This window comes from Algoriphagus yeomjeoni (genome assembly GCF_049821175.1).
GTDB classification, from domain to species: Bacteria; Bacteroidota; Bacteroidia; order Cytophagales; family Cyclobacteriaceae; genus Algoriphagus; species Algoriphagus yeomjeoni_A.
Window position 1 is genome coordinate 2,068,358 of the sequence record NZ_CP187512.1, and the last position, 25,141, is coordinate 2,093,498.

The window sequence follows — 25,141 nt, forward strand, 5'->3', positions numbered from 1 at the left end:
CAGTAATTAGGTTGATTTTGATCCAAATTTTTCAGGGTTTGCAATCATATAGCCTATTAATTTTCCAATTTCTAATGAGTCATGTTCCCAAACTGTTTTAGTGCTTTCTGAAATATAACCGCAAGCAAATGAAAACTCAACCCAGACTTGAGTCTCAGTATTTTCCATATCTGCATCTGAAAGTTTTGAAATGAAATGAGAAGGATATCTTCTTTTTCGATAACCTTCTCCAATATTGGCACAGGTGAACCTACTTGACCTCCGTATTTGATCAATCAAAGAATACTTCTCTTCCGAAGGGAAGCCTTTGCTTATCTCATAAATATTCATTGCTAGCTGGAATCCTTTTTTGTAGGCTAAAAGATCTCTAAAATCCATCTAAGAACAGTTTAATTAAAAAACTAAAATAAAAATACGTTTCAAAAATAAAACATAAAAGCATGTAAATCATCTATTTATAGAAATAAATCACATGCTCTAATATCAAAAAAAACCCACTGTCAAATTCGGCTCACTACGGACTGATAACTGCCCGCTGTAATACTGCGCTCTGATAAACTGATGACTGCCCACTGCCTACTACACAGCCGGTTCCTGCTGACTTAAGCAGTGAAAACTACCCAGCCCCCAAATAATATCTGTGCTATCAATCCCAACTACTTTACGATTAGGAAAGCAGCCAGAAATAATATCCAAGGCTTTTTGATCATTTTTATCTCTGAAAGTTGGTACAATCACGGAATCATTGGCAATGTAAAAATTGGCGTAAGAGGCAGGTAGACGCTGATCTTCATAAACGACCGGGCCAGGCATTGGCAGCTCCACAATATTCAATTGTTTCCCATCCTCTAATCGCATCTTTTTCAGGCGATCTAGATTATCCTGCAGTAACTGATGATTTTCATCAGCTCTATTTTCCTCCACCACAGTCACTACGGTGTCCTCATTTACAAAGCGGGTAATGTCATCAATATGCCCATCGGTATCATCTCCGACAATTCCATCACCTACCCATAGGATATGATTCACACCGTAAAAGTCACAAAGGTATTTTTCAATTTGCTCTTGCTTTAAATGCGGATTTCTATTTTCATTCAGTAAGCAAGCCTCTGAAGTCAACAGTGTTCCTTTTCCGTTGAATTCTACAGAACCGCCTTCCATCACCATTCCAGGTTTAAAGCATGGAATACCCAATTCCTCGGCGATCCTGATAGGAATCTGATTATCCAGATCATGCGGCGGATACTTTTCACCCCAAGCATTGTAATTCCATTTTACAATCACCTTCTTTTGATCTGCTTTTGGATTAATAAGGAAAGCCGGGCCATGATCTCTGCACCATGCATCATTTGTAGGAAAAAAGTGAAATTTGATTTTCTCCAAGTTCACTTCAGCCTTTTCCAGATGTGCCAAAGCAAAAGATTTCATGGCCTCATCTGCCACGTTGATATTTACCTTTTGACCATTGGAAACCTCCTTGATAAAAAGAGAATATGGGGAATAAATCGTATCGATTTTTCCCGGCCACGAAGCTTCCTTATGTGGCCAACTAAGCCACATGGATTCCTGAGGAGCAAATTCTGCGGGAAAATAATATCCCAGTTCAGCAGGAGTTTTTGTACCTGACTTGGCAATTGAAAAGATATCTGTCATGAATGGTTATTCTTCGTCCAAGTATCGCTTGGTGATTGGCTGATAGGAATCAATTCTACGGTCTCTCAAGAAAGGCCAGTGCGTCCTGTATCTATCAGATCCGGCAAAATCAAGTTCTTCCACATGGATCTGCTCTTCTTCGTGGGAAGCTTTAAATAATACTCTTCCAAAAGGATTGGAAACAAAAGATCCTCCCCAGAATTTCATATCTCCCTCAATTCCACAGCGATTTACAGAAACTACAGGAATGCCATTGGCAACAGCATGGGAACGCTGTATCGTCTGCCAAGCTCCGTACTGCTCGTCATTGGTCAGTCCATCCTGATCCTTGTGCCAGCCTATAGCCGTTGGATAAACTAGGAAGTCCGCTCCTTTCAAAGCCGTGATTCTTGCTGCTTCCGGGTACCACTGATCCCAGCAGATCAACACGCCGATATTTCCGAATCTGGTGGGGAAAACCTTATAGCCCAAGTCACCTGGAGTGAAGTAAAACTTCTCAAAATACCCCGGATCATCAGGAATATGCATTTTTCTGTATTTACCCAAGTAAGATCCATCTGAATCCAAAACGGCAGTAGTGTTATGATACAATCCTTCTGCTCTTTTCTCAAAAAGCGAAGCCACGATCACTACACCAAGCTCTTTTGCCAAAGCCCCAAACGTATCCGTGGACGGACCAGGAATGGCTTCTGCCAACTTGAAGTTTTCGTAGTCTTCTACATCACAAAAATAAAGGGAACGGAACAGCTCCTGAAGTACAACCACTTGAGCGCCTTGCGCCGCTGCCTCACGCACACCAGCGATGGTTTTTTCAAGGTTTGCTGCTACATCAGAAGAGCAAGTCAACTGGACTAAGCCCACTTTTACAGTTTTATTTGCCACTATTATCGGTTTTAATGGTTAGGGTTACAAAGATACTTTTGCCTGTTGCCAATGCCAAATATGAAAGTTCAAATTCACAATTGAGTAATTTGACAGGCAAGGGCTAGAATAACGGAAGAAGGTTGAAAAAGATTCAGTGCCTGAAATTTCACTAAAGAGGTAAATCTAAGTTCGCTTTAGCCAGCCTCTACGCTAACTAATTCAATTATTCCTACCTTGGAATTTGATAAGATGAGTTTGAAATCAAAATCAATTTCATCACAAACAATTAAAAAACAATTAAAGGTAAATTTTAACCATACATGAAGAAAATGCGAATATTATTTACAGGGGGATCAGGCAAAGCAGGAAAACACGTCATCCCCTACCTGCTTGATCAAGGACATAGAGTGATGAATGTGGATCTGAAGCCTTTGGATCATCCTGGAGTGGATAATTTGATCGCAGACATTACAGATTCAGGTCAAATGTTTAATGCCATGAGTTCCTATGCTGGCTTGGACGAACTAGAACCTGGAAATGGCGTCCCAAAATTCGATGCAGTGGTGCATTTTGCCGCAGTGCCAAGAATCTTGATCAATCCCGACAATGAAACTTTCCGCGTGAACACCATCGGGACTTATAATGTGATAGAAGCCGCTGTAAAGTTGGGAATAAAGAAGGTGGTTATTGCTTCTTCAGAGACTACCTACGGGATCTGTTTTTCAGATGGAAAAACTGACCCCAAATCACTTCCATTGGAAGAAGATTATGATGTGGATCCTATGGATAGTTATGGTATTTCAAAGGTGGTGAATGAGAAAACCGCGCGAGGATTTCAGCGGAGATCGGGAATAGATATTTATGCCCTACGTATAGGGAATGTGATCGAGCCGCATGAGTATGCGGAGCTTTTCCCTCATTATTTCAAAAATCCAGAAGTGCGCCGCAGGAATGCATTCTGTTATATCGATGCCCGTGATTTAGGCCAGATTGTGGATTTATGTCTGCAAAAAGACGGTTTGGGTTTTCAGATTTTCAATGCAGGAAACGATGAAAACGGTGCAGTCATCCCCACCAAAGAACTGGCAGAAACCTTTTTCCCTGGTGTGCCAATTACACGGGAAATGGGAGAACATGAAGCTTTGTTTTCAAACCTAAAAATCCGTGAAGTGCTAGGCTTCAAAGAGCTGCATAACTGGCAGAAGTATGTGAAATGGGAGTGAATAATAGTCGAGTATTCGAAAACTAACGAAAACCCCACTTGGCAATTTGTTCCAGCTATTGAGCAATCAGAATCTTCTCTTTCATAATAATTTCAATACAGGTAGGAAATGTCTCTGATTCGAAAATCAATCTTCCTCGCTTCTCTGGGTTTCCTGCTTTACTTTAGTGCTTTTGCACAGGACGAAGCTATGCTCAACGGGAAAATGCTGGCAGAAAGCTACTGCGGCTCCTGTCATGCTTTTCCTTCTCCTTCCTTTTTGCCTCAGGCTATTTGGAAGCAGCAGGTACTTCCTCAAATGGCAGCCATGATGGGGATAAAAGCTGCGCAGGATACTTTGGGGGTTTATGAGAACAAATCTTCTGAGGAAGTCTCTACTAGCAAAATACTTGGCGTTTATCCCTCTACGGCTACGATCAGTGTCGCCGACTTTCAAGCGATTGTGGATTTTTATGACACAGAAGCTCCTAAGGAGTTGCCTTTACAAAACCCAAAAGAAAATCCTGAACCTCTGCAGAACTTTACCGCAAAAAAGCTTTTCATAGAAGGCATACAAAGCCCAAAAACTAGCATGGTGGCGATCAATGAGGAAAGATCTGAGCTATTTATTGCCGATGCCACTGCAAATCAACTCTATGTAAAGGTTCAGACGGATGAACTTTACACCCTTCCCCAGACTGCCAGTCCAGCAGTAGATTTTATTAAAAAAGCACCCAATATTTTCAATATTATTTCCATTGGGTCCATTGCTCCAAGTGATCTTTCTCAAGGAGGACTTTATGAATTGGATTTGAATTCTGATAGTTGGTCTCAAGTTCTGGATCAGCTACCAAGACCAGTATTTGGAGTTTGGGAGGATCTAGAAAAGGATGGCAAGCCTGACTTCTTGCTTTGTAATTATGGGCATCATGGAGGAAATATCTCCGTTTATCCAGATGGAAATTTAACTTCTACTCCTATTGAGCTTGGTGGAGCCGGCGCTAGGAAAATAGAAGTTGCCGACTTAAATCAAGACGGAAAATTGGATATTATAGCGCTTTTCTGTCAAGGAAATGAGCGAATTTCTGTTTTTTACAATCAAGGAAATGGTCAATTCGAGGCTGAAAAGATTTTGTTGAAATTCTCTCCTGTGATGGGTTCTAGTTATTTCGAACTGCAAGACATGAATGCAGATGGAGAACTGGATTTGTTAGTTAGCAATGGAGATAATTGGGATTATTCGGCTGTTTCAAAACCTTATCATGGATTCAGAATTTATGAAAACAACCGGAATGGTACTTTTGAAGAGGCTTGGTTTTATCCTCAATATGGGGCAGCCAAAGCCATGATGTTGGATTTTGATGCAGATGGAGATTTAGACTTTGCTACCATTGCTTTTTACGATGAGCTTGAGAATCCTAAACATCAGTTTTTACTTTTTGAAAATGTAGGAAATATGACTTTCCAACCCAAGTACATTCCTGAGGCAGCTTTTGGAAAATGGATGACTATGGATGTGGGAGATCTGGATGCTGATGGCGATAAAGACATTGTACTGGGCGCGTATCTGCATAACACCTTAGAATATACAAAGCTGGTTATTCAGGGAATTGAGGAACTTCCAAGCGTGTTGATTTTGGAAAATACTCTTAAAAGCTTAAAAGTGGAAGATGGTTATAATCAATAGCTAATTAGAGCTAATTACTTTCAAATAAACACCAACATCATTTAGCTATTAAACTCGTAGAATTAGTATTAAATCTTTTTCAAAAAGTAGTATACATGTTCACCAAAATCCATAAAACTAGCCACCCACCCGATCAGCCCCTATTTATCTGGGATGGAGAATGTGGGTTTTGCAGATATTGGATCATCGTATGGAAAAACAAAACAGAAGGCTTGGACTACATAACCTTTCAGGAAGCTGCTTCTAAGTTCCCTGATATTTCGCTTAAAGATTTCAAAAAAGCATCTCGATTGATCGAGAGTGATGGTTCAGTATTTAGTGGTCCAGATTCAGCATTCCGAACTTTTTACTACTTCAAAAAGCCTAAAAAGCACTGGCATCAATGGTATAAAAGTTCTCCAATCTTCCAAAAGATCAGTGATCACACCTACAATTGGATTGCCAAGAACCGTCCTCTAATGATGAGGTTGACTTTGGCATTTTGGGGTAAAAATCCGCTGAAAAGAAAACCTTACTGGTTGCTTTGGGTCATTGGTGCTGCGACAATTGCCTTTTACATAATGAGCGTTTTCAGTTGAAAATGCATTAACCAAACAGTCAACGCTATTTAGGGAAGTACACTGAGGCCGCTTCGGTCTCCCGCGCTACAGGGACGTCTTCGGTCATCTGGCCAGATGAGCAAAGACATAATATTTTGAATAGTTAGGGATTTATTCTAAGAAATTTTAAAGTATATAAAACATAAGAAATTAAATGTTGAACTTAGATTAGATCCAGTGAATCTATAACAACATATTACTATGAAAAAGATAGTATTCAGCCTATTCCTTCTTAGCATTTCTTTCGCAGGTATTGCTCAGGGCAACTTAGAAAGGCGGGAATTTCTTGCAGCTTCTTTACAAAACAATGAAGCAGGAGAAGATCCCTTACGCCAATTATCAATCTACTTGCCTCAGGGCTATGAAAATGGAAATCAGCGCTACCCGGTAATCTATGTTCTGCATGGATATGGAGGCACAGACACCGTGATGATGAGTGTGTGGATTGATTTTAAGCGATTACTCGATGAAGCCATCAAGACTGGTAAGATGCGACCTATGATCGTGGTTGCTCCAAATAGCAACACGCGGATGCAGGGTAGTTTTTACACCAATTCAGAAGGTTCAGGAAATTGGGCAGATTACATCGGTAAAGATGTGGTCCAATATATGGATGAGAATTTCAGAACTATTCCTGACCGTGCCAGTCGAGGGTTGTGTGGTCATTCGATGGGAGGAAATGGTGCGCTTAAGGTAGGGATGTTGTTTGCGGACACATTCAGCGCTGTTTATTCACTCAGTCCTGCTGTTCTGAATTGGCATGGAGATTTTTCTCTTTCCAACCCTGCATTCAAGCGCATCAGCCAACTGAATGATGAAGAAGCGATACTACAAGGCCTGGCAGAGTCTGGTCAAACTGGTGAATTCAATGGTTTTTTTGCGGCGGTATTCACTGCGATGGCACGGGTTTATTCACCGAACATTTCAAATAAGGAGCTAAAAGCAGATTTTCCAGTGACGTACCTAGGTGACAGTGTTGTTTATAATTCGGAAGTAATCAGAAAATGGGAAGCAGAGTTCCCTTATTACATGATTGATGACTATCTCGCCCAGTTGAGAAGCCTTACAGCTTTGAAAATAGATTGGGGTCGGAATGAGGACTTTTCCCATATCCCTTACACCAGTTTAGAGTTCAGCAAGAAATTGGAATCGTACCGAATCCATCATTTTGCTGAAGAATACATTGGCGACCATGGAAATATGCTGGATGGTTTCGAAGGAAGGATCTTCACCGAGCTATTGCCATTTTTCAATACCTATCTGAATGGACAAACTCCTTCAAATTAAAATGAAAAGTTTCAGTCTGAAGGAGTTTTTTGGAATGTGTCAACCCTACTTATTTAGAGATACGACAAATTTTGAAAATGGAATGGCCTTCTGGACAAACCAATTTTCCGGAACCTAATCTCAGTAAAAAATATTAGCGTAATGCTGTGCAAAACTTTGCCATAAAACGGTATCTCTTATTTGCCAAAGCGACATATAGATTATGAATATTAAGAAAATGGTGAGAGACGCTCGGTTGCTTTTTTTTCCAGTTATATCTATGAATAATAAAATGCCAGCAATCAATAATACAAGCAAATCTGAGATGGTCATAGCCATGCCCAAACTAGCATCAAAGCTGAATAAAATACCGCGACCAATACCTGGCCCAATCGCCAATAGTCCAGTAGCAATCATGTAGCGCATGTGGTACTGAGATTTTTTTCGGTAGACCATCGCCATAGTCCAAAAAATAGTAAAGCATATCAGCCCACGGGAGTCCAAAGCAATTAATGTGAGCGCATCATGCATAGGCACATCGAACTCCATAGCCCGCCAATAGCCATGCCGTCCAATCAGATATAGGGATATAATAATGGCAGGACCTAGCACCCAAGAAACCTTTCCTATACTTCGGTGAAGCTTTGGGCGACCCATATAAAGAAGCGCAGGTTGGAGTACCAAAAGCACTAGCCAAGTCATCAGCAATGCACCGTGTACATGTATTGTGGGCGTGGCATTTTCGAACGTTGGAAACTGACTGGTGTAAGTGGAATAAAAACCCCACTGAGTCCCTAAAAAAATAAGAACCATCAAGATGGTCGTATTTCGAAAAGTTTTTTGCATAGTTAAAAGCTAGCTTGTTTTGCTCGGCATTGCAAATGAAATATTCCGATCTGGTCAAAGTGCAGAAATAATTTAATCTGTTTACAGGAACGATTTCTATATTCATTTCACCTAAAGATTGAATAAAACAAACCACAGCCTTATAGCAGGTCAGTTTTAGGCGAATTCTTATCCCAGAAAACCTTTATCTTGATGCACTTAAAACCCAAGTTGAAATCATATGTACACGCTCAAATCCCTACTTTTTCTCAGCCTAACCTTTGTGATTATCAGCAATTCAATGGCACAGAATGCCCCGTTTGATGCCTATACGATTAGATATTTCACCTTCCAAGGACATGAGGCCAAGATCGTTTTTCCGAAGGAGGCAAATGAAGCCAGAAACTGGATCTGGAGAGCGAGATTCTGGGGCCATGAACCGCAACTGGATCGAGCTTTATTGGACATGGGATTTCATGTAGTCTATGTAGATGTCGCAGATCTATATGGAAATGAGGAAGCTGTGAAGCGCTGGGATGACTTCTATGCCTTTTGCCGGGCCGAATTTCAACTCAACCCCAAAGTAGTTTTGGAAGGCATGAGCCGAGGCGGATTGATTATCTATAACTGGGCGGCGCAGAACACAGACAAAGTATTTTCAATCTATGCCGATGCGCCCGTTTGTGACATCAAAAGTTGGCCAGGAGGATCATATACCGGAAAAGGTAGTTCAGGAGATTGGGAGAAAGCACTTAAAGCTTATGGATTGGATTCAGCTTCGGTTCGGGAGTTTAGGGGAATTCCGATTTATACCAGCATTGAAGTTGCGAAAGCAAAGATCCCTGTCATTCACGTATTTGGGGAATCAGATAAAGTGGTTCCTTATATGGAAAACACCTATTTATTGGCAGAGGAATTCAAAAAAGCTGGAGGTAACATCACCCTGATCCCCAAGCCCGGAGTAGATCATCACCCGCATAGTTTGGCCGATCCACAACCTCTAGTGGACTTTATAATGAAAAGTATTCAAAAGTAGCATCATTCTATTTTCTTTGATTTTGCAAATAATCTAAGCCCCATGCGATTTAAAAACCCTCTATTTACGCTGATTCTTCTATGGCATACTGCTAATTTTGCGCAAGCTCAACAGCAAGTTCCCATCCCAACACAAGCACAGCTTGACTGGCAGAATTCTGAAATGGTGGCTGTTTTCCATTATGACCTCCATGTGTTTGACGGAAAAATTTACAACCAAGCTCAAAACAGAATCACACCCATCGCGGATTACAATATTTTCAATCCAGAAAAGCTGGATACAGACCAATGGGTAAAAGCCGCCAAGGATGCAGGATGCAAAATGGCCATTCTCACCGCTACTCATGAAACCGGCTTTGCACTTTTCCAATCTGACTCAAATCCATATAGCATGAAAGCGCTGAAATTTCAGGATGGCAAAGGAGATTTGCTTCGGGACTTTAAGGCTTCCTGCGAAAAATACGGCTTGCGAGCAGGTGTATATATAGGGATTCGATGGAATTCATTCTATGGAATCCATGATTTTATGGTTGAAGGAGAAAGTACTTTTGCCAAAAACCGGCAACATTATTACAATACCATGGTAGAAGGAATGGTGACAGAAATCTTCACAAATTATGGGGATTGGGCTATGGTTTGGTTTGACGGAGGTGCTCACGGACCTGAGCAAGGCGGACCTGATGTATTGTCGATCTTTGAAAAGCATCAGCCAAACGGTCTCTTTTATCACAATTTACAACGGGCAGATATGCGCTGGGGAGGAAGTGAATCAGGTACGGTTCCTTATCCTAGCTGGGGAACTTTTCCTTTTGCAGCTATTGGGTCGGGAGAAAGTTCGAGAGCAGAAATCAGTAATAACAACTTTGCGTTACTCAAAACTGGTGATCCGAATGGGATCTATTACATGCCAGCTATGAGTGATGCGCCTTTGAGAGGATATGGGGGCCATGATTGGTTTTGGGAGCCCGGCAGAGATCATTTGGTTTTCCCTTTAGAAAATCTGGTCAAGATGTATTACAATTCCGTAGGACATAATTCGAGTTTGATTTTGGGACTAACGCCAAATGCTGAGGGACTTTTGCCCGAAACAGATACGAAGCGCCTCAAAGAACTTGGAGATGAGATTTCCAGACGTTTTGCAAATAAGATTGGGGCTACTGCTGGAGCTGGTGACCAAGTCAAACTTCAGTTTTCCAAAAGGCAAAAGGTCAATCAAGTAGTACTAATGGAGGATATCACCAAAGGTGAGCGGGTCCGGAAATTTACGATTGAAGGTAAGACTGCAAATGGCTGGAAAATGATTTTTGAAGGTTCAGTGATTGGGCACAAGTTCATCCATGAGTTTGAAGAATTAGAAGTTTCTGAGCTACGACTTAAAATTTTAGAATCAAGAGGTGAAGCTCAAATCAAAGAATTTAGCGCCTATTCCCTTGAATAATTTGCCCTATTCACCCTTGTACCTCTCCACAAAATACATATCCACTTCACCCTTATTTTTCGCCTGCACTTTTCCTCTGTGAATGCATGAAAAACGATCTTTCACCAGCTCATAAGTAGCACCGGAAACGTTAATTTTACCTGCCTCTCCACTACTTTCCATCCGTGATGCAAGGTTTACAGTATCTCCCCAGATATCGTAGGCAAACTTATTCAGCCCAACAATGCCTGCAACAATATTCCCTGTATGAATCCCTATCCTAAGCTCAAAAACAGGCTTATTTTCACGGATGCTTACTGCTTTATGTTCTTCGATAAAATCCCGGATTTCAATAGCTGCATTGATCACATCAATAGGATGTGTAGTATTTGCAACCGGAATTCCACCAGCAGCCATGTAAGAATCACCTATCGTTTTGATTTTTTCAATTCCGTGCTTTTCGATGATCCTGTCAAACTTCTTGAAACAGAAATCAATTTCCGCCACCAAATCAACTGCAGTCATTTTCTCCGCAATCAAAGAAAATCCCACAAAATCAGTAAATAAAACCGTTGCACTGGCATACCTTTTCGTCTGAGCCGATCCTTTTTCCTTTAGTTCTCTAGCTATATGCAGTGGTAAAATATTCAGTAAAAGTTCATCTGACTTTTCCTTCTCATTCTGAAGATCCAGGGTTCTTTCTTTGACTTTAGATTCTAGGTTGGCATTGTACTCTTCTAGCCTTTTCTCATTCAATCTCAGATTCTCCTCTACTTCTTTTCGCACTTCTACTTCCTGAACCAATTTTTCATTGAGTTGATTTGTACTTTCCAAAAGCATTGCATTCTGTAGGGAAATAGCCGTCTGCGTAGCCATTACTTGAAGTATCTCAATGCGTTCTTTGGTAAATGCTCCAGATAGCAGCCTATTTTCCAGATAAAGCAATGAAAACCCAACTCCAGAATGCTTCTGCGGGATACACAGAATGGATTTTACCTTGTTAGAATCAATGTACTCTTCGTCTGAGTAAGGCAAAGTCTTGGTAGCATCTTCGAGGACGAGGGTCTCCCCAGACCTCAATACATAATTAATGACTGAGTGACTGATTTCCTCAAACTCAGCATAAGGGATATTTTGAAGCACCTGAATCTCATTGCTGGAGTTGTCAATGGATGCTTTGATCACTTTGCTATTCTTTTCGATCGTGATGAGAAAAGCCCGGTCTGCTCCGGCATTTTCGCTTACCAGCTGCATCAAGCCTGTGAGAATATTCTCCAATTTCATCTCACCGGAAATCAGATTAATAGTCTTTAGGATAGTATCCAAATCCAGGATATTAGCATTCACTCCTATTTCTTCCGCTGAAATAAATCCAGCATATGCTTCTTTCATTTGAATAAGTTTGGCCTTGGCTCCCCACTTCTCATAGGATTTATAGGCATTTGATAGGTAAAATTGTGCAGCTTCGGGTTGCTGCTGCGCATTGAAAAATATACCTGCTCTTTCCCATATCAACGCCTCATCCTGAATGTATTTATGCATTCTGGCATATCTGATCGCATAAGTAAAAGATCTGACGGCATTATCGAAATTTCCTTTTAGACCTTCATATTCTGCCTTCATAAACTCATGACGATGCTGGAAATTAACTTCGGAGTGCTTTACTAGTCCTCCAATCAGCTTGATATTCGTTTTGCATATTTTCAAAAGAGCCTTTTGTTCCGAAGCAGATCTTGCATGAAAAATCGGGGAAACGCAAAGGTTTTCGTAATAGAAAAAAAGCATTTCTGTAATTGATCCTTTTACAGGTATCAGGTGCTGCTTTTCCAAAGAACAGAACTTCCATGCCGTTTCATTTTGATTGAAAATCAGGCTCAAAAACTTCTTCTGCGAATACAGATTATGATAGTATAGACTAAAAGCAGGAATATCAGGAAAGTCTATTTTTCGCTCATCAAAGAGCTCCCCACTTAAGACCTCAAAGTCTTCTACTCCTTCCAGCAGGCACAAAGCAGATTGACGAAACAAATCAATTCGCTTGATCTGCATGATTTGATTCAGTGGAGTGATTTGTTTGCTGAGTAATTCGCCTCTTAGTAAGATCTTAGGTATTGGTTCACCTCCATAGAAATTCCAGTAAATAATCAATTGTCCGATGATGGAAGTGAATTCAAAATCTCCGGTTTCAAGTCCTTTTTTCAATGCCTCTTCCAACTCCGGGATGCTTTCCGCAAGATGCTTCAGCCAGTGCGAAATAAACATCACATAGACCTGCTTAAAGGAGACAAACTCGTCTTCGTTTTCGATAATTTCAAAAACACTATTCCCCAATTGACCCATTTTAAGACCCTTGGCCATATTACCCATAAAGGCAATATTGATATAGCCAAAAACTACGAATGCCACTGGCGTTTTAGAACCCAACCCAAATTTCAAGGTTAACCTAATCAACTCAAACATGATCAGTGGAAGTAGATTAGGTTCGGTTAAATAGGCTGCCAAAGACATATGATGCATGATAGACATGGCTATCAGTAACTTCTCGTCTTTGATCTTCGGGAGATTTAGGATTTTATCTTCAGAATAAAAAAGCAATCTTATGTTGGTCCTCAAAAAGCCTAATAATACATTCACCTGACCAGGATGACGCTTAAGGTCAATATCAACAAGACGAAGAATCTCCAATCCAATTTCAATTACCCTCTTCTGATCATTCTCAACGTTGGCATTCTGGATTTTAAGATCAGCCAATTTGAGCTTATCCAAAACACTAACTGCATTTGCATCGAGTAAAGCAGTGTATCTGGAGAATAGATCTTGATTGTTGCACTGATAGGCTGCGACGGCAGATTTCAGGTAAAGATCATAAGTGAATTCCCTATCCTTTTCCCAAGCGTCTGATGCGAGGTGTTGCAAGGCATTTTCAAAATATTGCATTGCCAACACATACGCTGTAGAGTTTTGAGCTCTCTGCCCTGCAAGACTATTTAGCTCACAGAGGGTTTTAATCTCAGATGGATCTGTGATTAATTCCTTACCAAAATTGAATTGATTTACAATCTCAAAAACATCATCTCTAAGTCCTTTTTCTTTGGTTTTCGACAGAAGAGCTTGACCTATTTTTAGATGATTTCTCTTTTTATCATCTTCAGCAATGAGTGAATATATAGCTTGCTGAACCCTGTCGTGAACGAAATAATAGCTGCCGTCCAGACTTTCTATGACTAAGTCAAGCTCTAGGGCAAGATTGAAATCTTTGGCTACTTTTTCACTTTCTTGCTCAGAAACTCTAACCAAGTCTTGCAAGTAAAATTTATTACCAATGCAGGATGCTAGTTTAAGGATTTCAATCGTGTCTACAGGGAGTTCATTGATCGCTTCAAGAAACAAATTGACGATATCTCCCTCCACATTATAACTGATCAACTTATCAATTTTCCAGTTCCATGAGCCCTCATCGCTATCAAAATAAAGCATCTCGTTTTTATAGATTGCTTTCAAAAATTGATTAGCAAACAATGCATTACCAGCGGACTTTTTGAAAACCAATGAAGCTAATTCATCTAAAGGTCGCTCAGATTTACCAAGCGTATTGGTGACCATCTGTCGTATATCCACTTCCTTCAGGTTTTCCAATAATATTTCTTCCGGCTGCAGTCCTTGCTCTTCCAATTCCATTTTAAACTGAAGAAAAAGATGCCCAAGGGTAATTTCATTATCTCGATATGCGCCTACGATGAGGATATTGTTAAGCTCAGAATTGACAAGTATAGTCTTCATCAAATCCAGAGAAGACACATCGGACCATTGGAGATCATCTATAAAAATGAAAACAGGTTTCCCAAGCTCTGCAAATACTTGGAAAAACTTCGTGAGTGCGTAGTTAAATCTTAGCTGCGCTTCGGTTCCTGTTAATACCGGAATCTCTGGTTCATTATCAAGCAATTTTTCCAAACCAGGAATAACCTCAAACAACACCCTTGCTATAGGCTGCAAAAGAGTATGAAGTTTGGCTTTCCATTTATTTAGCTCAACTTCATTTAAAAGCAAAACCTGATTGATCAACTTGCCCAACGCCTGCGAAAAAGCCGAATAGGGCACGTCAGCCCGTAGCTGATCGAACTTCCCCGAGATAAAGAAACCTCCGGATTGAACGACAGGTCTGTACAGGCGCTCTACCAGCGCAGATTTCCCAACTCCTGAATTACCATAGACATAAACAAGTTTTTTCTCGTTGTGGCTGATACTTGAGAAGGCATCTTTTAGCTGTTTTAATGGCTTGTCTCTAGCATAAAGCTGATCTGTAAATAGCAAAACGCCAGCGGAATCTTGGGTACCAAGTAGGAAACCTTCTATATCCAACTCTTTTTGGATGGAGTAAAGAATCATTTCCAGATCATACAAGACACCCTGGGCAGAATGATACCTGTTTTGCACATCTTTCTCGATCATTTTCATGATCAATTCAGAAAGAACCTGCGGCATTTCGGCTAATTCTGAAGGATGCTTAGGAGTCAACGCTATATGAGCATGAATCTTCGATGCTCCTTCCTTTGATTCAAAGGGTAATTGCTTGGTGAAAATCCAATAAAAGATGATACCTAGTGCATAGATATCTGAATAAAGCCCGATGTCTGTACTGATTCTACCCGTTTGTTCTGGGGCGATGAAGTCATAATCAGCTTCAAAAAAAACTAACCTTCTTTCAATTCCAATTTTTCTTTTGATTCGGGTGGCTAATCCAAGACTGATAAAAAACACCTCATTCGTCTCATCCTCGACAATAATATGATCTGGATTGAGGTTTAAGTGAACAAATTCTTTACGATGAACTTCTGCTAGTCTTTTTGTGATAGCTAGACAGATTTTCATCTTTTCGGCCACGTTCAAAGGCTTAGAAAGATATTCTTTTAAAGTTTTCCCTTTTATAAACTTCAGCTTTAGACATAACTCGGTCCCGGTATTTTCGCTTTGTAACACTGTCCTAAAAGCAGGGACAGAGACATCCAAAAACGAAGCTTCATTATTAGCTTTTAATGTTTCAATCTGAGAAAGTGTGGCAAGCGCTATTTTTTTGGTGACAATGGTATTTTCCCCAGATGGATTAGAATCCTGGTTGGCAGAATTATTAGTTGAAAACAAGATTTGCCATTTCATTAAAAAGAGCTGTTAAACTGTCAATTGGAAGGGCTGACCTAATAGAAATGGATAATAGGGTGATCCATTTCACTAAATTTAATACAAAATCTAATATAAAAAACACAAAATAAAATTCCCAACCGCATTAGCTTCACCTTATTTTTAATTACATTCCAACTCACTTTTCTTGTTTTTTAACCTCACTTTATCGCAGGACATGTCAAACTCAACCGAAGCTCCAAAAAAATTAGGTCATGAATATGTACAGTATGATGAAGATCGTATTGGGTATGAAATGCTTCAGGAATTTGAAGCGCAAGTCACTCGAATGTACAAGGACAAAAAAATGCTCCGCCAAGTACATACCAAAATGCATGGCTGCGTAAAAGCCACTTTTGCCGTAGAAAAAGATTTGCCAGACGAGCTCAAAGTTGGAGTATTTGCAGGCGAACCTAGAAACTACAATGCTTGGGTTCGATTTTCCAATGGCAATACAAAGCCTCAAAAAGACAAGAAAAAAGATATTAGAGGAGTTGCGATTAAGTTACTTGGCGTACCAGGCGAGAAAATATTGGAGGATGAAATTGATGCTCAGACGCAGGATTTTTTATTGATGAGCACGGAGAAATTCTTTGCAAAAAACATCAAAGAGTTGGGCAGACTTCTTAAAGCAATAACATCAGCTAGTTTTATAAAAAGTAAACTTTTTATACTAAATCCAGTTTTATGGCCAATAATACTTCGTGCATCAAAAAGTAAAGTGGCATGTAAGAACCCTCTGGACATCCCATATTGGAGTACCCAACCCTATCAATTTGGGACAGTAGACAGAGCTGTCAAATATCACCTTCGACCATCTCCAAATAACATTACAGTCATAGAAAATACTACCGACTATAATTATCTAAGGTATAATATGGCCCAAACGCTACATGACAATGAGGCCAAGTTTGATTTTTTTGTTCAGTTTCAAACTGATGCTGATGCAATGCCAATTGAAGATCCAACCGTCCCTTGGACTTCTCAAAATATCAAAGTTGCCACACTGACGATTTACCCGCAGGTTTTTGATTCGAATGTACGAATTGAATACGGAGACAATCTCTCCTTTAACCCCTGGCACTCTCTGCCTGAGCATAGACCTTTGGGTGCATTTAACCGAGTCAGAAAACGTGTGTATGAAGCCATGTCTAAATTCCGACATGATAAAAACAAATTGCCTTTTGAAGAGCCTAAAGATTCTAAAGACTTCCTTAAAGATACAAATAAGCCGAACACCAAAGTAACTATAGATCAACAAGTTCCTTCTAAGCATATCATTTTTACTACTGCTGAAGTCATTGTCAATTGTGACAAAAAGACTGCCTATGAATTTGTGTCCAGTGTAGAAAAGCTATCGAGTTGGCTACTTAAAACTGGACCTATTTACGGTATTATTAAAGTAAAAAAGCTGCGTGGAAATTGGGCTGAAGTTGGAGACAATAGGCTGGTAGAAAGAGGAGATTCCGCAACATTAGTAGAAGAACTTATTTCGGTTCACCATTATTCTAACTACGCGTATCAAACAACGGAATTCAGTGATATCTTCAAGCGTTTCACCAACAAATCCTATGGCCACATGTGGTTTGATACCGTTGATGATAAGACAAGACTAAGATGGGTGTATACGTTCACCTACAAAAATCTACTTGCTCGAATTTTCCTTTCCATCTTCGCCCCACTTTTTCTGAAAAAGTATCTTCAAAATGGGTTAAATAATGCCAAGGCATTTTTGGAAGAATAAGAATATGGAGTTAAATGGTGGATAAGTACCGAAGCACATTGATTGATGGGAAAAAGAAATAGGCCCCGCCCTTTACGGTAATCACTCTTGGCAGGTCCTTAATCGTTTTGCTTACTGGCTCATCTTGTATAGTGAAATTCTGTTCTTCTCCGAGCTCGGGTGTCTCTTTTACGCCAATAATTGGGTCAGGATCATTATATAACTCCTTGTTTTTCGGCAGATTTGCCCAGGTATATTGGAGAAATTCAAACTGACGGCTGATATCTGCATTGAAGCAAATAAATAAAAGCCCAACATCTCCATTGGGTGTAGTTTTCGTTGGTGAACCTTCATAAATCTCCCCATAAAGCCTTGCACGTCTGATGATTCTGTGTTGCTTACTTAGTTTTAAGGATTCTTTTTTGCCATGATCATCCACATTATCTCTCGGGTTGGTTCTTCTTAAGTGTGACCCAAATGGACATTTCAATCCATCCTTATCGAACTTAGCATAGCCAAAATCATTGACATCACTGAATGGTCCTGGATCTGCATCTGGAAAAAGAGTAACAGGCGCACCACTCTGCCATCTTCCCATAAACTTTGCTCCTAACTTTAAACTTTCTGCTTCATTTATAGATCCATCTGGATTCTTTGTTTTTTCATTCAAATAACCCCAAAACTTTTTTACATCCTGATCCAATTGGCGCATCACCATGAATGTCCCATCTTTTCCTATGTCTTTCTGACCGCTTCCACCCGCGTCAGGCGTTAGTAAATTCAAGTCCCCTTGTTCCTTTACAATCAAAGGAGTGTCAGGATATACTCCAAATTCGTTTTTATAACCGAATAAAAATTCCCCTGCCTTGATGACGTCATCCTTGTCTCCTACCCTCCCGGATCCCTCGATGATTGGCTGAGAAACACCGTCTCTAAACCCAAAGTGTTCTTTATTATCTGGCTGAGTTTTTCCATCTACATGAAAGAGTTCGATCAGGCCATTTTCATCAAACTTTGAAGCAAGCTCATTGTAGTAATCAAGACAGACTATTTTATCTTTCTCCAGGTCATCGTTCGAAGATTTATCATTCCCAAACACCATTAAACAAAGATGGATAGTTTCATTACGAGGCCCTCCCCAATTCCAAACTTCAGGGCGACTTGTGCCAAAATCCCCCAGTAATCTGGTTCTATGATCTGAGACCATCCCTTGTCGAAATTCTCTGGAAAATGCGCCAAGATTCTCTTCATTTAGCCCCAGCTTTCCCAATCCAGCATGAGTAAAAGCAATATTCAGATGTGTAGGAGGAATTTTAGACTTGTCGTGAATGTGCCTTGCTGATGTCATTTCTTTCCAGGACTGTGACAACCATTTTTTGGCCGCCTTAGCATCTGAAATCTGTAAGTAAACAAACCTCGAATACAACATATGAGCATAGCCTCGGATAAGGTAACCTTGGATATTTTCTAGTTCTAGCCTTGTCATATTTATAGTCTATCTATAGGAGTTTAAGAAATTTGGCGGCACGTCTTTTTGAAAGTGTCTTCATCAACTGAACCCTTATTCGGGTGTTATTATTGACATTTTTTATGGAGAGGTCAGGATATGCTGTGTACCAGAAATTAGTCACTAGCTCAGAATTACGACTCCATGCCAGAAAGTATTCCTCCTTGTAAGCGCCGCCGGTAATTAAAAAATTTGTCTTTGGAAAGACCTTCGTGTTAGAGAATATCCCAGTAAGTCCCCATCCACTATTATCTATAAAATCACCAAGGTATTGCTGCCAGCTCCCGTCAAAATTGGAGAAAAACAACACCCTAGAATTCTTCTCAAACATCACCCATTTAGCAAAGTGTATAGTGGGAATCCCCATCAATTTACCTTGTGTGAAGATAAATTTGATCAGAAAATTTGATAGCAAAAACATGAATTTAATGGCAATAAGGCGGATAGTCCCTTCTTTCATATCAACAAGCTGGGTAAACTGATTCTGATTTTTAAAATCTTCATACTTCTCTAAATCAGTTAAGAATTCATCATCTAGCTGACTTCTTTTCCTGGTGAAATTTTCATCCTTTCTCTCATAAAAGAAATGTACAATCAAAACCAAAACAAGGATAAAAGGCAATAAGGCTAGCAAGCAAATCCCTAGTATGACCACGCCAAAATAATTGATTCGAGGCGTTGTTACTCTTTCTGCTTTTAAGTATGAAAACTCAGCATTTGACAAGACCTGCTCTTTGATTTTCTTATGCACTGTTTCTGGTGACACATCTTCCCAAGTCCTAGAATCGACAAAGTTTCTAATAAAATCCCGAAGCTTTTTTTCCTTACGGATCTGCAAAACAGACCTGCCTGGAGCACCTATGTAAACTGCTGCATCCTTGATCACATGGTTTTCCAAATACGCTTTTCTACTTGCAGTGGTCACTGTATTTAATGGTGGATAATTTTCACAAAAAACATAGACCAGGTCCAAAATGGTACTGGAATTCTCGCTGACTTTATGAACCATTTCCCCTTCCTCACCATCGTAATCGATAACAAAAAGTAGCTTTGGATTCCGTTTCTGCTCGTCATCTATCCATGACTTCCCATGATCTATCACAACCCATCGAGCATAATGTATGATAGACAAACTGTCAAATTCTTTTGAGATTCCTTCTTGGGAATTCCGCTTGATTTCTACGAGTTGGTCTAATAAATCCTGAACCTTTTCGGGAATTACTGGAACAAGAATAGTAGTTGAGTTTTGTTTCATATAGATTTATTAACCTATAATTAATTTAATATCTAAAAATACCATAGTCTTGAAAGTCAAATAAATAAGGCGATAAAAGACTTGCTTGGACCAATTCCTTAGAAAAACTAAAAGTAGAAATTGATATTATTCTCATTTCAACAAAAGATTTCAAACCATTACTTACATGGTGGAAAACCTAATTTAAAAACAAAAACAAAGCCTCATTCAATATAAAGTTAAATATCCAGTATCACAATTTTGATCTAAGAATAATCCTATATAAGCTTTATCCTAAACCTTGAGAAAAACTTCCATCACTCCTACATCGAATGGATACACACAAAATGCTATGCCGAGTTTAGATTACCATCCTATTCTAGATATCTTTAAACGTAATTCTGAAAAACCCCAAAAAACCGAAACACAATGAAATCAGTCTATGTAGTTTTTTTCTTATTTGTAGTCGCAAGTTTTTCTGCTTTTGCTCAACAAACCTGCATGACAGAAGCTAGCATCAAAGCATTGGATGCCAAGTGGGAAGAGATGAACCTGAAACCAGATCCGGAATTTTTCAAAAATCAACTTGCAGAGAATTTTGTCTGGGTGCACAATCATGCTTCAATGGTAGATACCAAAGCGGGAGCCATAAAGCGAGCAGAGACTCAAGCTGCCAATGGTACAAGCAACACACGTTCTAGAGTACAAAGTGACGTGAAAGTCGCGATTACTGGAAATGTAGCTATAGTAACTGGCTTCACTGTAGTAGATAGAGGGCCTACTCCTACTCGATACCATTTCATGCGGACCTATGCGGAAATCGACGGTAAGTGTCTTTTGGTTGGAAATCATACCATGGCGATTCCTGAAGAGGAATAGTAGATCAAAGCTTTAGACAAAAGCAACCTTTACAAAGGTTTTTTAATTTTAGGTTTTTCCCAAAACCGAACAAAATTGTCCGCGGCTTTTAATTTCACGATCTAAAAAACCTTCTCTCAAGCTCACTAAGGGAGTTTAATGAAGGCATACCTTTTGGTTTTTTATGTAGAAGCAAATAAGAGAAACAGCTTTGTATCTCCAAAATTTGAAAATACCATGTGGAAAAATTACCTGAAGACATCTTTTAGAAACCTGAGACGACATAAGGGATATACGTTGATCAATATTCTCGGCCTAACATCAGGGATTGTAGCAAGCATTTTTATCTTTTTGTGGATTTTGGATGAACTATCATTTGATCAATTTCATGCTGAAAGCGATAGAATCTATAGTGTCATGATTAATAGCGAAAGACCAGATGGAACTATTGATACCTATGCTGCTAATCCATCCAGACTGAAAGAAACTCTTGTCAATGAAATCCCTGAAATAGAACTAGCGACTCAATACAGTTTTGAAAGTGCTGTATTGGTAAAATTTAAAGCAGAGGGCTTTAATGAAATAGGAATTTATGCTGATCCCAATTTTTTCAGGGTTTTTAGTTTTCCACTGATAAAAGGCAGCGTTGATAACATTCAGAATAAGTTAAACAGCATCTTCATCTCCGAAGATTTGGCCATAAAGCTTTTCAAGGATGAAAATCCTATAGAAAAAACCATTCTACTTGGGCAGGATCAGGAATTGACGGTGGCTGGTGTATTCAAAAACATCCCTGATAATTCTTCCCTACAATTTGATTTCGTTGCTCCTTTTGATCTCTATCTACAAGAGAATCCATGGATGCAAAACTGGGCAAGTGGTGGATCGAGAACTACAGTCTTGCTGAGCGAGAATTCTGAAATCCCTACTAATAAAATTGCCAATCTGATACAGAAAAACTGTTCAGAATGCATTAGCCAGCCATTTCTTTATCCTTACCATAAGCTTCGACTTCATGGAGAATTTGGAAATGGGGTGAATATTGGAGGAAGAATTCAACAAATTTATCTTTTTGGGATTGTAGCTATTTTGATTCTTGTGATGGCTTGTATCAATTTCATCAATCTTGCAACAGCAAGATCAGGTTCAAGAGGGCGTGAAGTAGGAATTCGTAAATCAATAGGTGCAAATAAATCTGAACTCGTTTTTCAATTTATCACAGAATCTATTCTGGTTTCATGGATAGCATTAATTTTTGCGATCCTTATGGTGCAATTGCTCCTTCCCTTTTTTAATCAACTCACAGAAAAAAATCTAGTCCTTGACCTTACCAACCCTATTTTCCTACTTGGTTTAGTATCTATTACCATCCTTACCGGAGTTCTTTCTGGTGCCTACCCTGCATTTATTTTATCCCGATTCAATCCTATTTCTGTTTTGAAAGGAGATAACCGATCTTTACTAAAAGGACAAAGTTTGCGAAGAATTTTGGTCATTGCTCAATTTTCTACTTCGGCCATATTGATCGTGGGAAGTATTGCTATTTATCAGCAAATTAATTTCATCAGCGATCGTAACCTTGGTTTTAATAAGGAAAATATCATCATTATTGATCAAAATGAAGGCATTGTCAAAAGCTATGATGGGATAAAAAATGAATTACTTCAGCTTCCTGGAATCGAAAATATAGCCTTTGGTGGCAATAGTATTTTTTCTGTGCCAATCACCACAAATGATCCCGTTTGGACTGGAAAATCAGAAAATTCGAACATCAATTTTAAGATTTATCGTTGCGACGAAGCATTTATTCCTACCCTAAACATCCCTATAAGTAATGGCAGAAATTTCTTAGGAACTCAAGATGCTTCGAATTACATCATCAATAAAAAAGCTGCTGAAGCGATGGGGTTGGATCTTGAAACTGCAGTCGGCACTGAATTGGAAATGTGGAATGGAAAAGGTCAAATCATTGGAGTTACAGAAGACTTTCATAACGATAACCTGAAGTTTGATATTGAACCGATGATTTTCATGTTTTCTGAAAATCTTGGTTCCCACTATTTCATCAAAGTTTCCAATCAAGCTTCCATGGCTGGATTAATTGACCAAGTCAAAGGAGTTTTTAAAAAATACAATCCAGAATATCCTTTTGAATTTTCTTTTCTAGAGGAGGTTTTTGAAAGAGAATATCAAAATGAACAAGTCATAGGCAAACTCGCTCTTTCTTTTACAATCATAGCAATTTTAATTTCTGGTTTGGGTCTTTTTGGTTTGGCTTCATTCACAGCAGAACGAAGAACCAAAGAAATTGGAATTAGAAAAGTGCTTGGCGCCTCTTCCAAAAGTCTTTCTCTATTATTATGTAGCGACTTTGCTATTTTAGTCTTTGCCAGCTTATTAATTGGCTTTCCTATCGCTTGGTATTTGATAAGGGAATTCTTATCCACCTTCACTTTTCATACAGAGATTCATTGGACATTGTTCTTTTTCACTGGCTTGCTGATGCTGGGACTTACATTCCTATCCGTCGGATATCATGCAATTAAGACTGCCTGGTCCAATCCTGTGAATTCCCTTCAGAATGAGGAGTAGGGTTTTGGTAAGAGATGGAAAATAACATTTTCTATTCAACAGGCCCCAATTTACCTCTTGCCGATTCAAGTAGAAGTTTGGAATCGAACACTTTTCCCGCTTTTACAACGGTATGTACAGATCTAGTTCGATTGATGTCTTCAATTGGATTTCCTTTGATAATCATTAAATCTCCCCACTTTCCTGGGCTAAGGCTCCCTGCCCTCTCGTCAATTCGAAAAGCTTCAGCATTTTGCTGGGTAGCAAAATATAAAACCTCAGCTGCAGGAATGCCTATTTCCACCATGGCAGCCATTTCCCTATGAATAAAAAATCCACCGATTCCACCTCCCAAATAATTATCCAATAATAGCGGGCGATCAGTTCCAACTGTGATCAATCCACCTGCATCATAAAACCTCAAAAGGGTTCCTTGCTTCACAGGGTAAATCAATGCACAAAGCTCATTGAAACTCGAAGGTTTCACTGCCTCTACGACCTTTTGAGAGAAAGGAGTTAAATACTGGGCTTCATTTGCCCAGTCCCCAAAAATTGGAGAATCTACCAAACCAATAGCTCCGTAGGTTCCCAAAGTAGCATCAAAATAGACTCCATTTTTGATATACAATTGAATGACTTCTTCCAATCTAGGGTCGGCAGGGTCTAGTTCTTTCAAGCTATTATAAGCACTGATAGTGGATACTAACAAGTCTCCCCCCAAAAAATGCTCTACTCGATCAATCCCTAATTTTATTGCATCCTGAGGATTAACAGAGTTTCTAAATCCAGAATCCAAATGACCTGTGACAGTAAGATTATGCTTATGAGCTTGGTCGATTAGAATAGCCAGATGCTCTTTTGTAATCCCTTTAGCTTTGAAGCCAAGAGCGCCACGGGAAGCCCAATAGTCAACGCGATCACGAATTTCCAGCTCGGTGAATTCTGGATTCCAATCAGGAGCAGCAGTACCAAAATAAGGACCTGAATGTAAGATTCGAGGGCCAGGACGACGATTTGCATCTATTTCCTCCTGCAAATCCCACATTTTTTCAGGTTCAATTTCACCTGCCGGAAAAGTACTGGTAATGCCATTGGCGAGAAAAATCTTCGGCATAGCCACTGTATCATCAAAAGCCTGACCGCCGTTGCTAACTCGGTAATGTGCATGAAGGTCAATCAGTCCAGGCAAAATATAATCCTCATCTGAAAATGACAGAGTCTTCCAATCTTTTAAACTCTCTCCTTCATTTACAAAAACTCCATCCTTCACATAAAGACCAGGGTTCTTCAGAAAAGTCTTACTTGGGGTATCAAAAACCCAACCTCCCTTTATCGCTAGGTTTTGAGAGAAGGTTTGGAAACTTGCCAAAAAGAAAAAAAGAGCAGTGAGCAATTGTGATTTCCTCATGAATTTGAAGGGATTTGAATTAAAATCAATCCTGAAGATACAGAATTTCCTCCCAGAATTTGTTGACCTCAAACCGCCGGCGGTCAGCTTTTATAAAGACACTAAACCTAGAAAA

General features: G+C 39.6%; 17 protein-coding genes. 9 read left to right on the forward strand and 8 right to left on the reverse strand.

Annotated features, from left to right (window positions below; translation table 11 throughout):
• Positions 1-6: 6 nt before the first annotated feature.
• From ACPUEN_RS08155 to ACPUEN_RS08165, 3 genes are all read right to left on the reverse strand, one after another.
• Positions 7-378, reverse strand: coding sequence for a four helix bundle protein (locus tag ACPUEN_RS08155; RefSeq protein ID WP_425639592.1), 372 nt, complete (start codon positions 376-378; stop codon positions 7-9).
• Positions 379-579: 201 nt separating this feature from the next.
• Complete coding sequence (locus tag ACPUEN_RS08160) at positions 580-1,653, reverse strand: agmatine deiminase family protein (protein WP_425639593.1); 1,074 nt, start codon at positions 1,651-1,653, stop codon at positions 580-582.
• Between the two features lie 6 nt (positions 1,654-1,659).
• On the reverse strand, positions 1,660-2,535 hold the full coding sequence (locus ACPUEN_RS08165; protein ID WP_425639594.1) for a carbon-nitrogen hydrolase: 876 nt from the start codon (positions 2,533-2,535) through the stop codon (positions 1,660-1,662).
• 302 nt (positions 2,536-2,837) lie between these two features.
• On the opposite strand from ACPUEN_RS08165, the gene ACPUEN_RS08170 reads away from it, so the two are divergent.
• The 4 genes from ACPUEN_RS08170 (at position 2,838) to ACPUEN_RS08185 (ending at position 7,291) form a co-directional block, all read left to right on the forward strand.
• Positions 2,838-3,740, forward strand: coding sequence for an NAD-dependent epimerase/dehydratase family protein (locus ACPUEN_RS08170; RefSeq protein ID WP_425639595.1), 903 nt, complete (start codon positions 2,838-2,840; stop codon positions 3,738-3,740).
• Positions 3,741-3,848: 108 nt separating this feature from the next.
• Positions 3,849-5,405: an FG-GAP repeat domain-containing protein gene (locus tag ACPUEN_RS08175; protein ID WP_425639596.1), complete on the forward strand. Its 1,557-nt coding sequence runs from the start codon at positions 3,849-3,851 to the stop codon at positions 5,403-5,405.
• Between the two features lie 95 nt (positions 5,406-5,500).
• The gene (locus ACPUEN_RS08180; RefSeq protein ID WP_425639597.1) at positions 5,501-5,983 is read left to right on the forward strand and encodes a thiol-disulfide oxidoreductase DCC family protein; all 483 of its coding nucleotides are present in this window, start codon (positions 5,501-5,503) and stop codon (positions 5,981-5,983) included.
• A 222-nt stretch (positions 5,984-6,205) separates the two neighbouring features.
• Entirely contained in the window at positions 6,206-7,291 is a 1,086-nt protein-coding gene (locus ACPUEN_RS08185; RefSeq protein WP_425639598.1) for an alpha/beta hydrolase, read from the forward strand.
• Positions 7,292-7,411: 120 nt separating this feature from the next.
• Here the strand turns inward: ACPUEN_RS08185 and ACPUEN_RS08190 are convergent, their stop codons facing one another.
• Positions 7,412-8,116 carry a hypothetical protein gene (locus ACPUEN_RS08190; RefSeq protein ID WP_425639599.1) on the reverse strand — a complete coding sequence of 235 codons (705 nt, stop codon included), beginning with the start codon at positions 8,114-8,116 and terminating at the stop codon, positions 7,412-7,414.
• 220 nt (positions 8,117-8,336) lie between these two features.
• On the opposite strand from ACPUEN_RS08190, the gene ACPUEN_RS08195 reads away from it, so the two are divergent.
• Both ACPUEN_RS08195 and ACPUEN_RS08200 read left to right on the forward strand, forming a co-directional pair.
• Positions 8,337-9,131 (forward strand): alpha/beta hydrolase family protein, encoded by a 795-nt coding sequence (locus tag ACPUEN_RS08195; protein WP_425639600.1) that lies wholly within the window; start codon positions 8,337-8,339, stop codon positions 9,129-9,131.
• Positions 9,132-9,173: 42 nt separating this feature from the next.
• Positions 9,174-10,568 carry an alpha-L-fucosidase gene (locus ACPUEN_RS08200; protein WP_425639601.1) on the forward strand — a complete coding sequence of 465 codons (1,395 nt, stop codon included), beginning with the start codon at positions 9,174-9,176 and terminating at the stop codon, positions 10,566-10,568.
• A gap of 6 nt (positions 10,569-10,574) precedes the next feature.
• Here ACPUEN_RS08200 and ACPUEN_RS08205 read toward each other — a convergent pair whose 3' ends face one another.
• The gene (locus ACPUEN_RS08205; protein WP_425639602.1) at positions 10,575-15,704 is read right to left on the reverse strand and encodes an adenylate/guanylate cyclase domain-containing protein; all 5,130 of its coding nucleotides are present in this window, start codon (positions 15,702-15,704) and stop codon (positions 10,575-10,577) included.
• A gap of 199 nt (positions 15,705-15,903) precedes the next feature.
• Here ACPUEN_RS08205 and ACPUEN_RS08210 point away from each other — a divergent pair, with 199 nt between their 5' ends.
• Entirely contained in the window at positions 15,904-17,469 is a 1,566-nt protein-coding gene (locus tag ACPUEN_RS08210; RefSeq protein ID WP_425639603.1) for a hypothetical protein, read from the forward strand.
• A gap of 10 nt (positions 17,470-17,479) precedes the next feature.
• Here the strand turns inward: ACPUEN_RS08210 and ACPUEN_RS08215 are convergent, their stop codons facing one another.
• Both ACPUEN_RS08215 and ACPUEN_RS08220 read right to left on the reverse strand, forming a co-directional pair.
• Positions 17,480-18,934, reverse strand: a complete 1,455-nt coding sequence (locus tag ACPUEN_RS08215; RefSeq protein ID WP_425639604.1) for a Dyp-type peroxidase — start codon at positions 18,932-18,934, stop codon at positions 17,480-17,482.
• Positions 18,935-18,947: 13 nt separating this feature from the next.
• Positions 18,948-20,210, reverse strand: a complete 1,263-nt coding sequence (locus ACPUEN_RS08220) for a hypothetical protein (RefSeq protein ID WP_425639605.1) — start codon at positions 20,208-20,210, stop codon at positions 18,948-18,950.
• Between the two features lie 408 nt (positions 20,211-20,618).
• Between ACPUEN_RS08220 and ACPUEN_RS08225 the strand changes: the two genes are divergently transcribed.
• Together ACPUEN_RS08225 and ACPUEN_RS08230 are read left to right on the forward strand one after the other, a co-directional pair.
• A complete protein-coding gene (locus ACPUEN_RS08225; RefSeq protein WP_425639606.1) occupies positions 20,619-21,068 on the forward strand; it encodes a nuclear transport factor 2 family protein in 450 nt (149 codons plus the stop codon).
• Positions 21,069-21,206: 138 nt separating this feature from the next.
• Positions 21,207-23,639, forward strand: a complete 2,433-nt coding sequence (locus tag ACPUEN_RS08230) for an ABC transporter permease (protein ID WP_425639607.1) — start codon at positions 21,207-21,209, stop codon at positions 23,637-23,639.
• Positions 23,640-23,670: 31 nt separating this feature from the next.
• On the opposite strand, the gene ACPUEN_RS08235 is transcribed toward ACPUEN_RS08230, so the two are convergent.
• Positions 23,671-25,026, reverse strand: a complete 1,356-nt coding sequence (locus tag ACPUEN_RS08235) for an amidohydrolase family protein (RefSeq protein ID WP_425639608.1) — start codon at positions 25,024-25,026, stop codon at positions 23,671-23,673.
• Positions 25,027-25,141: the final 115 nt, after the last annotated feature.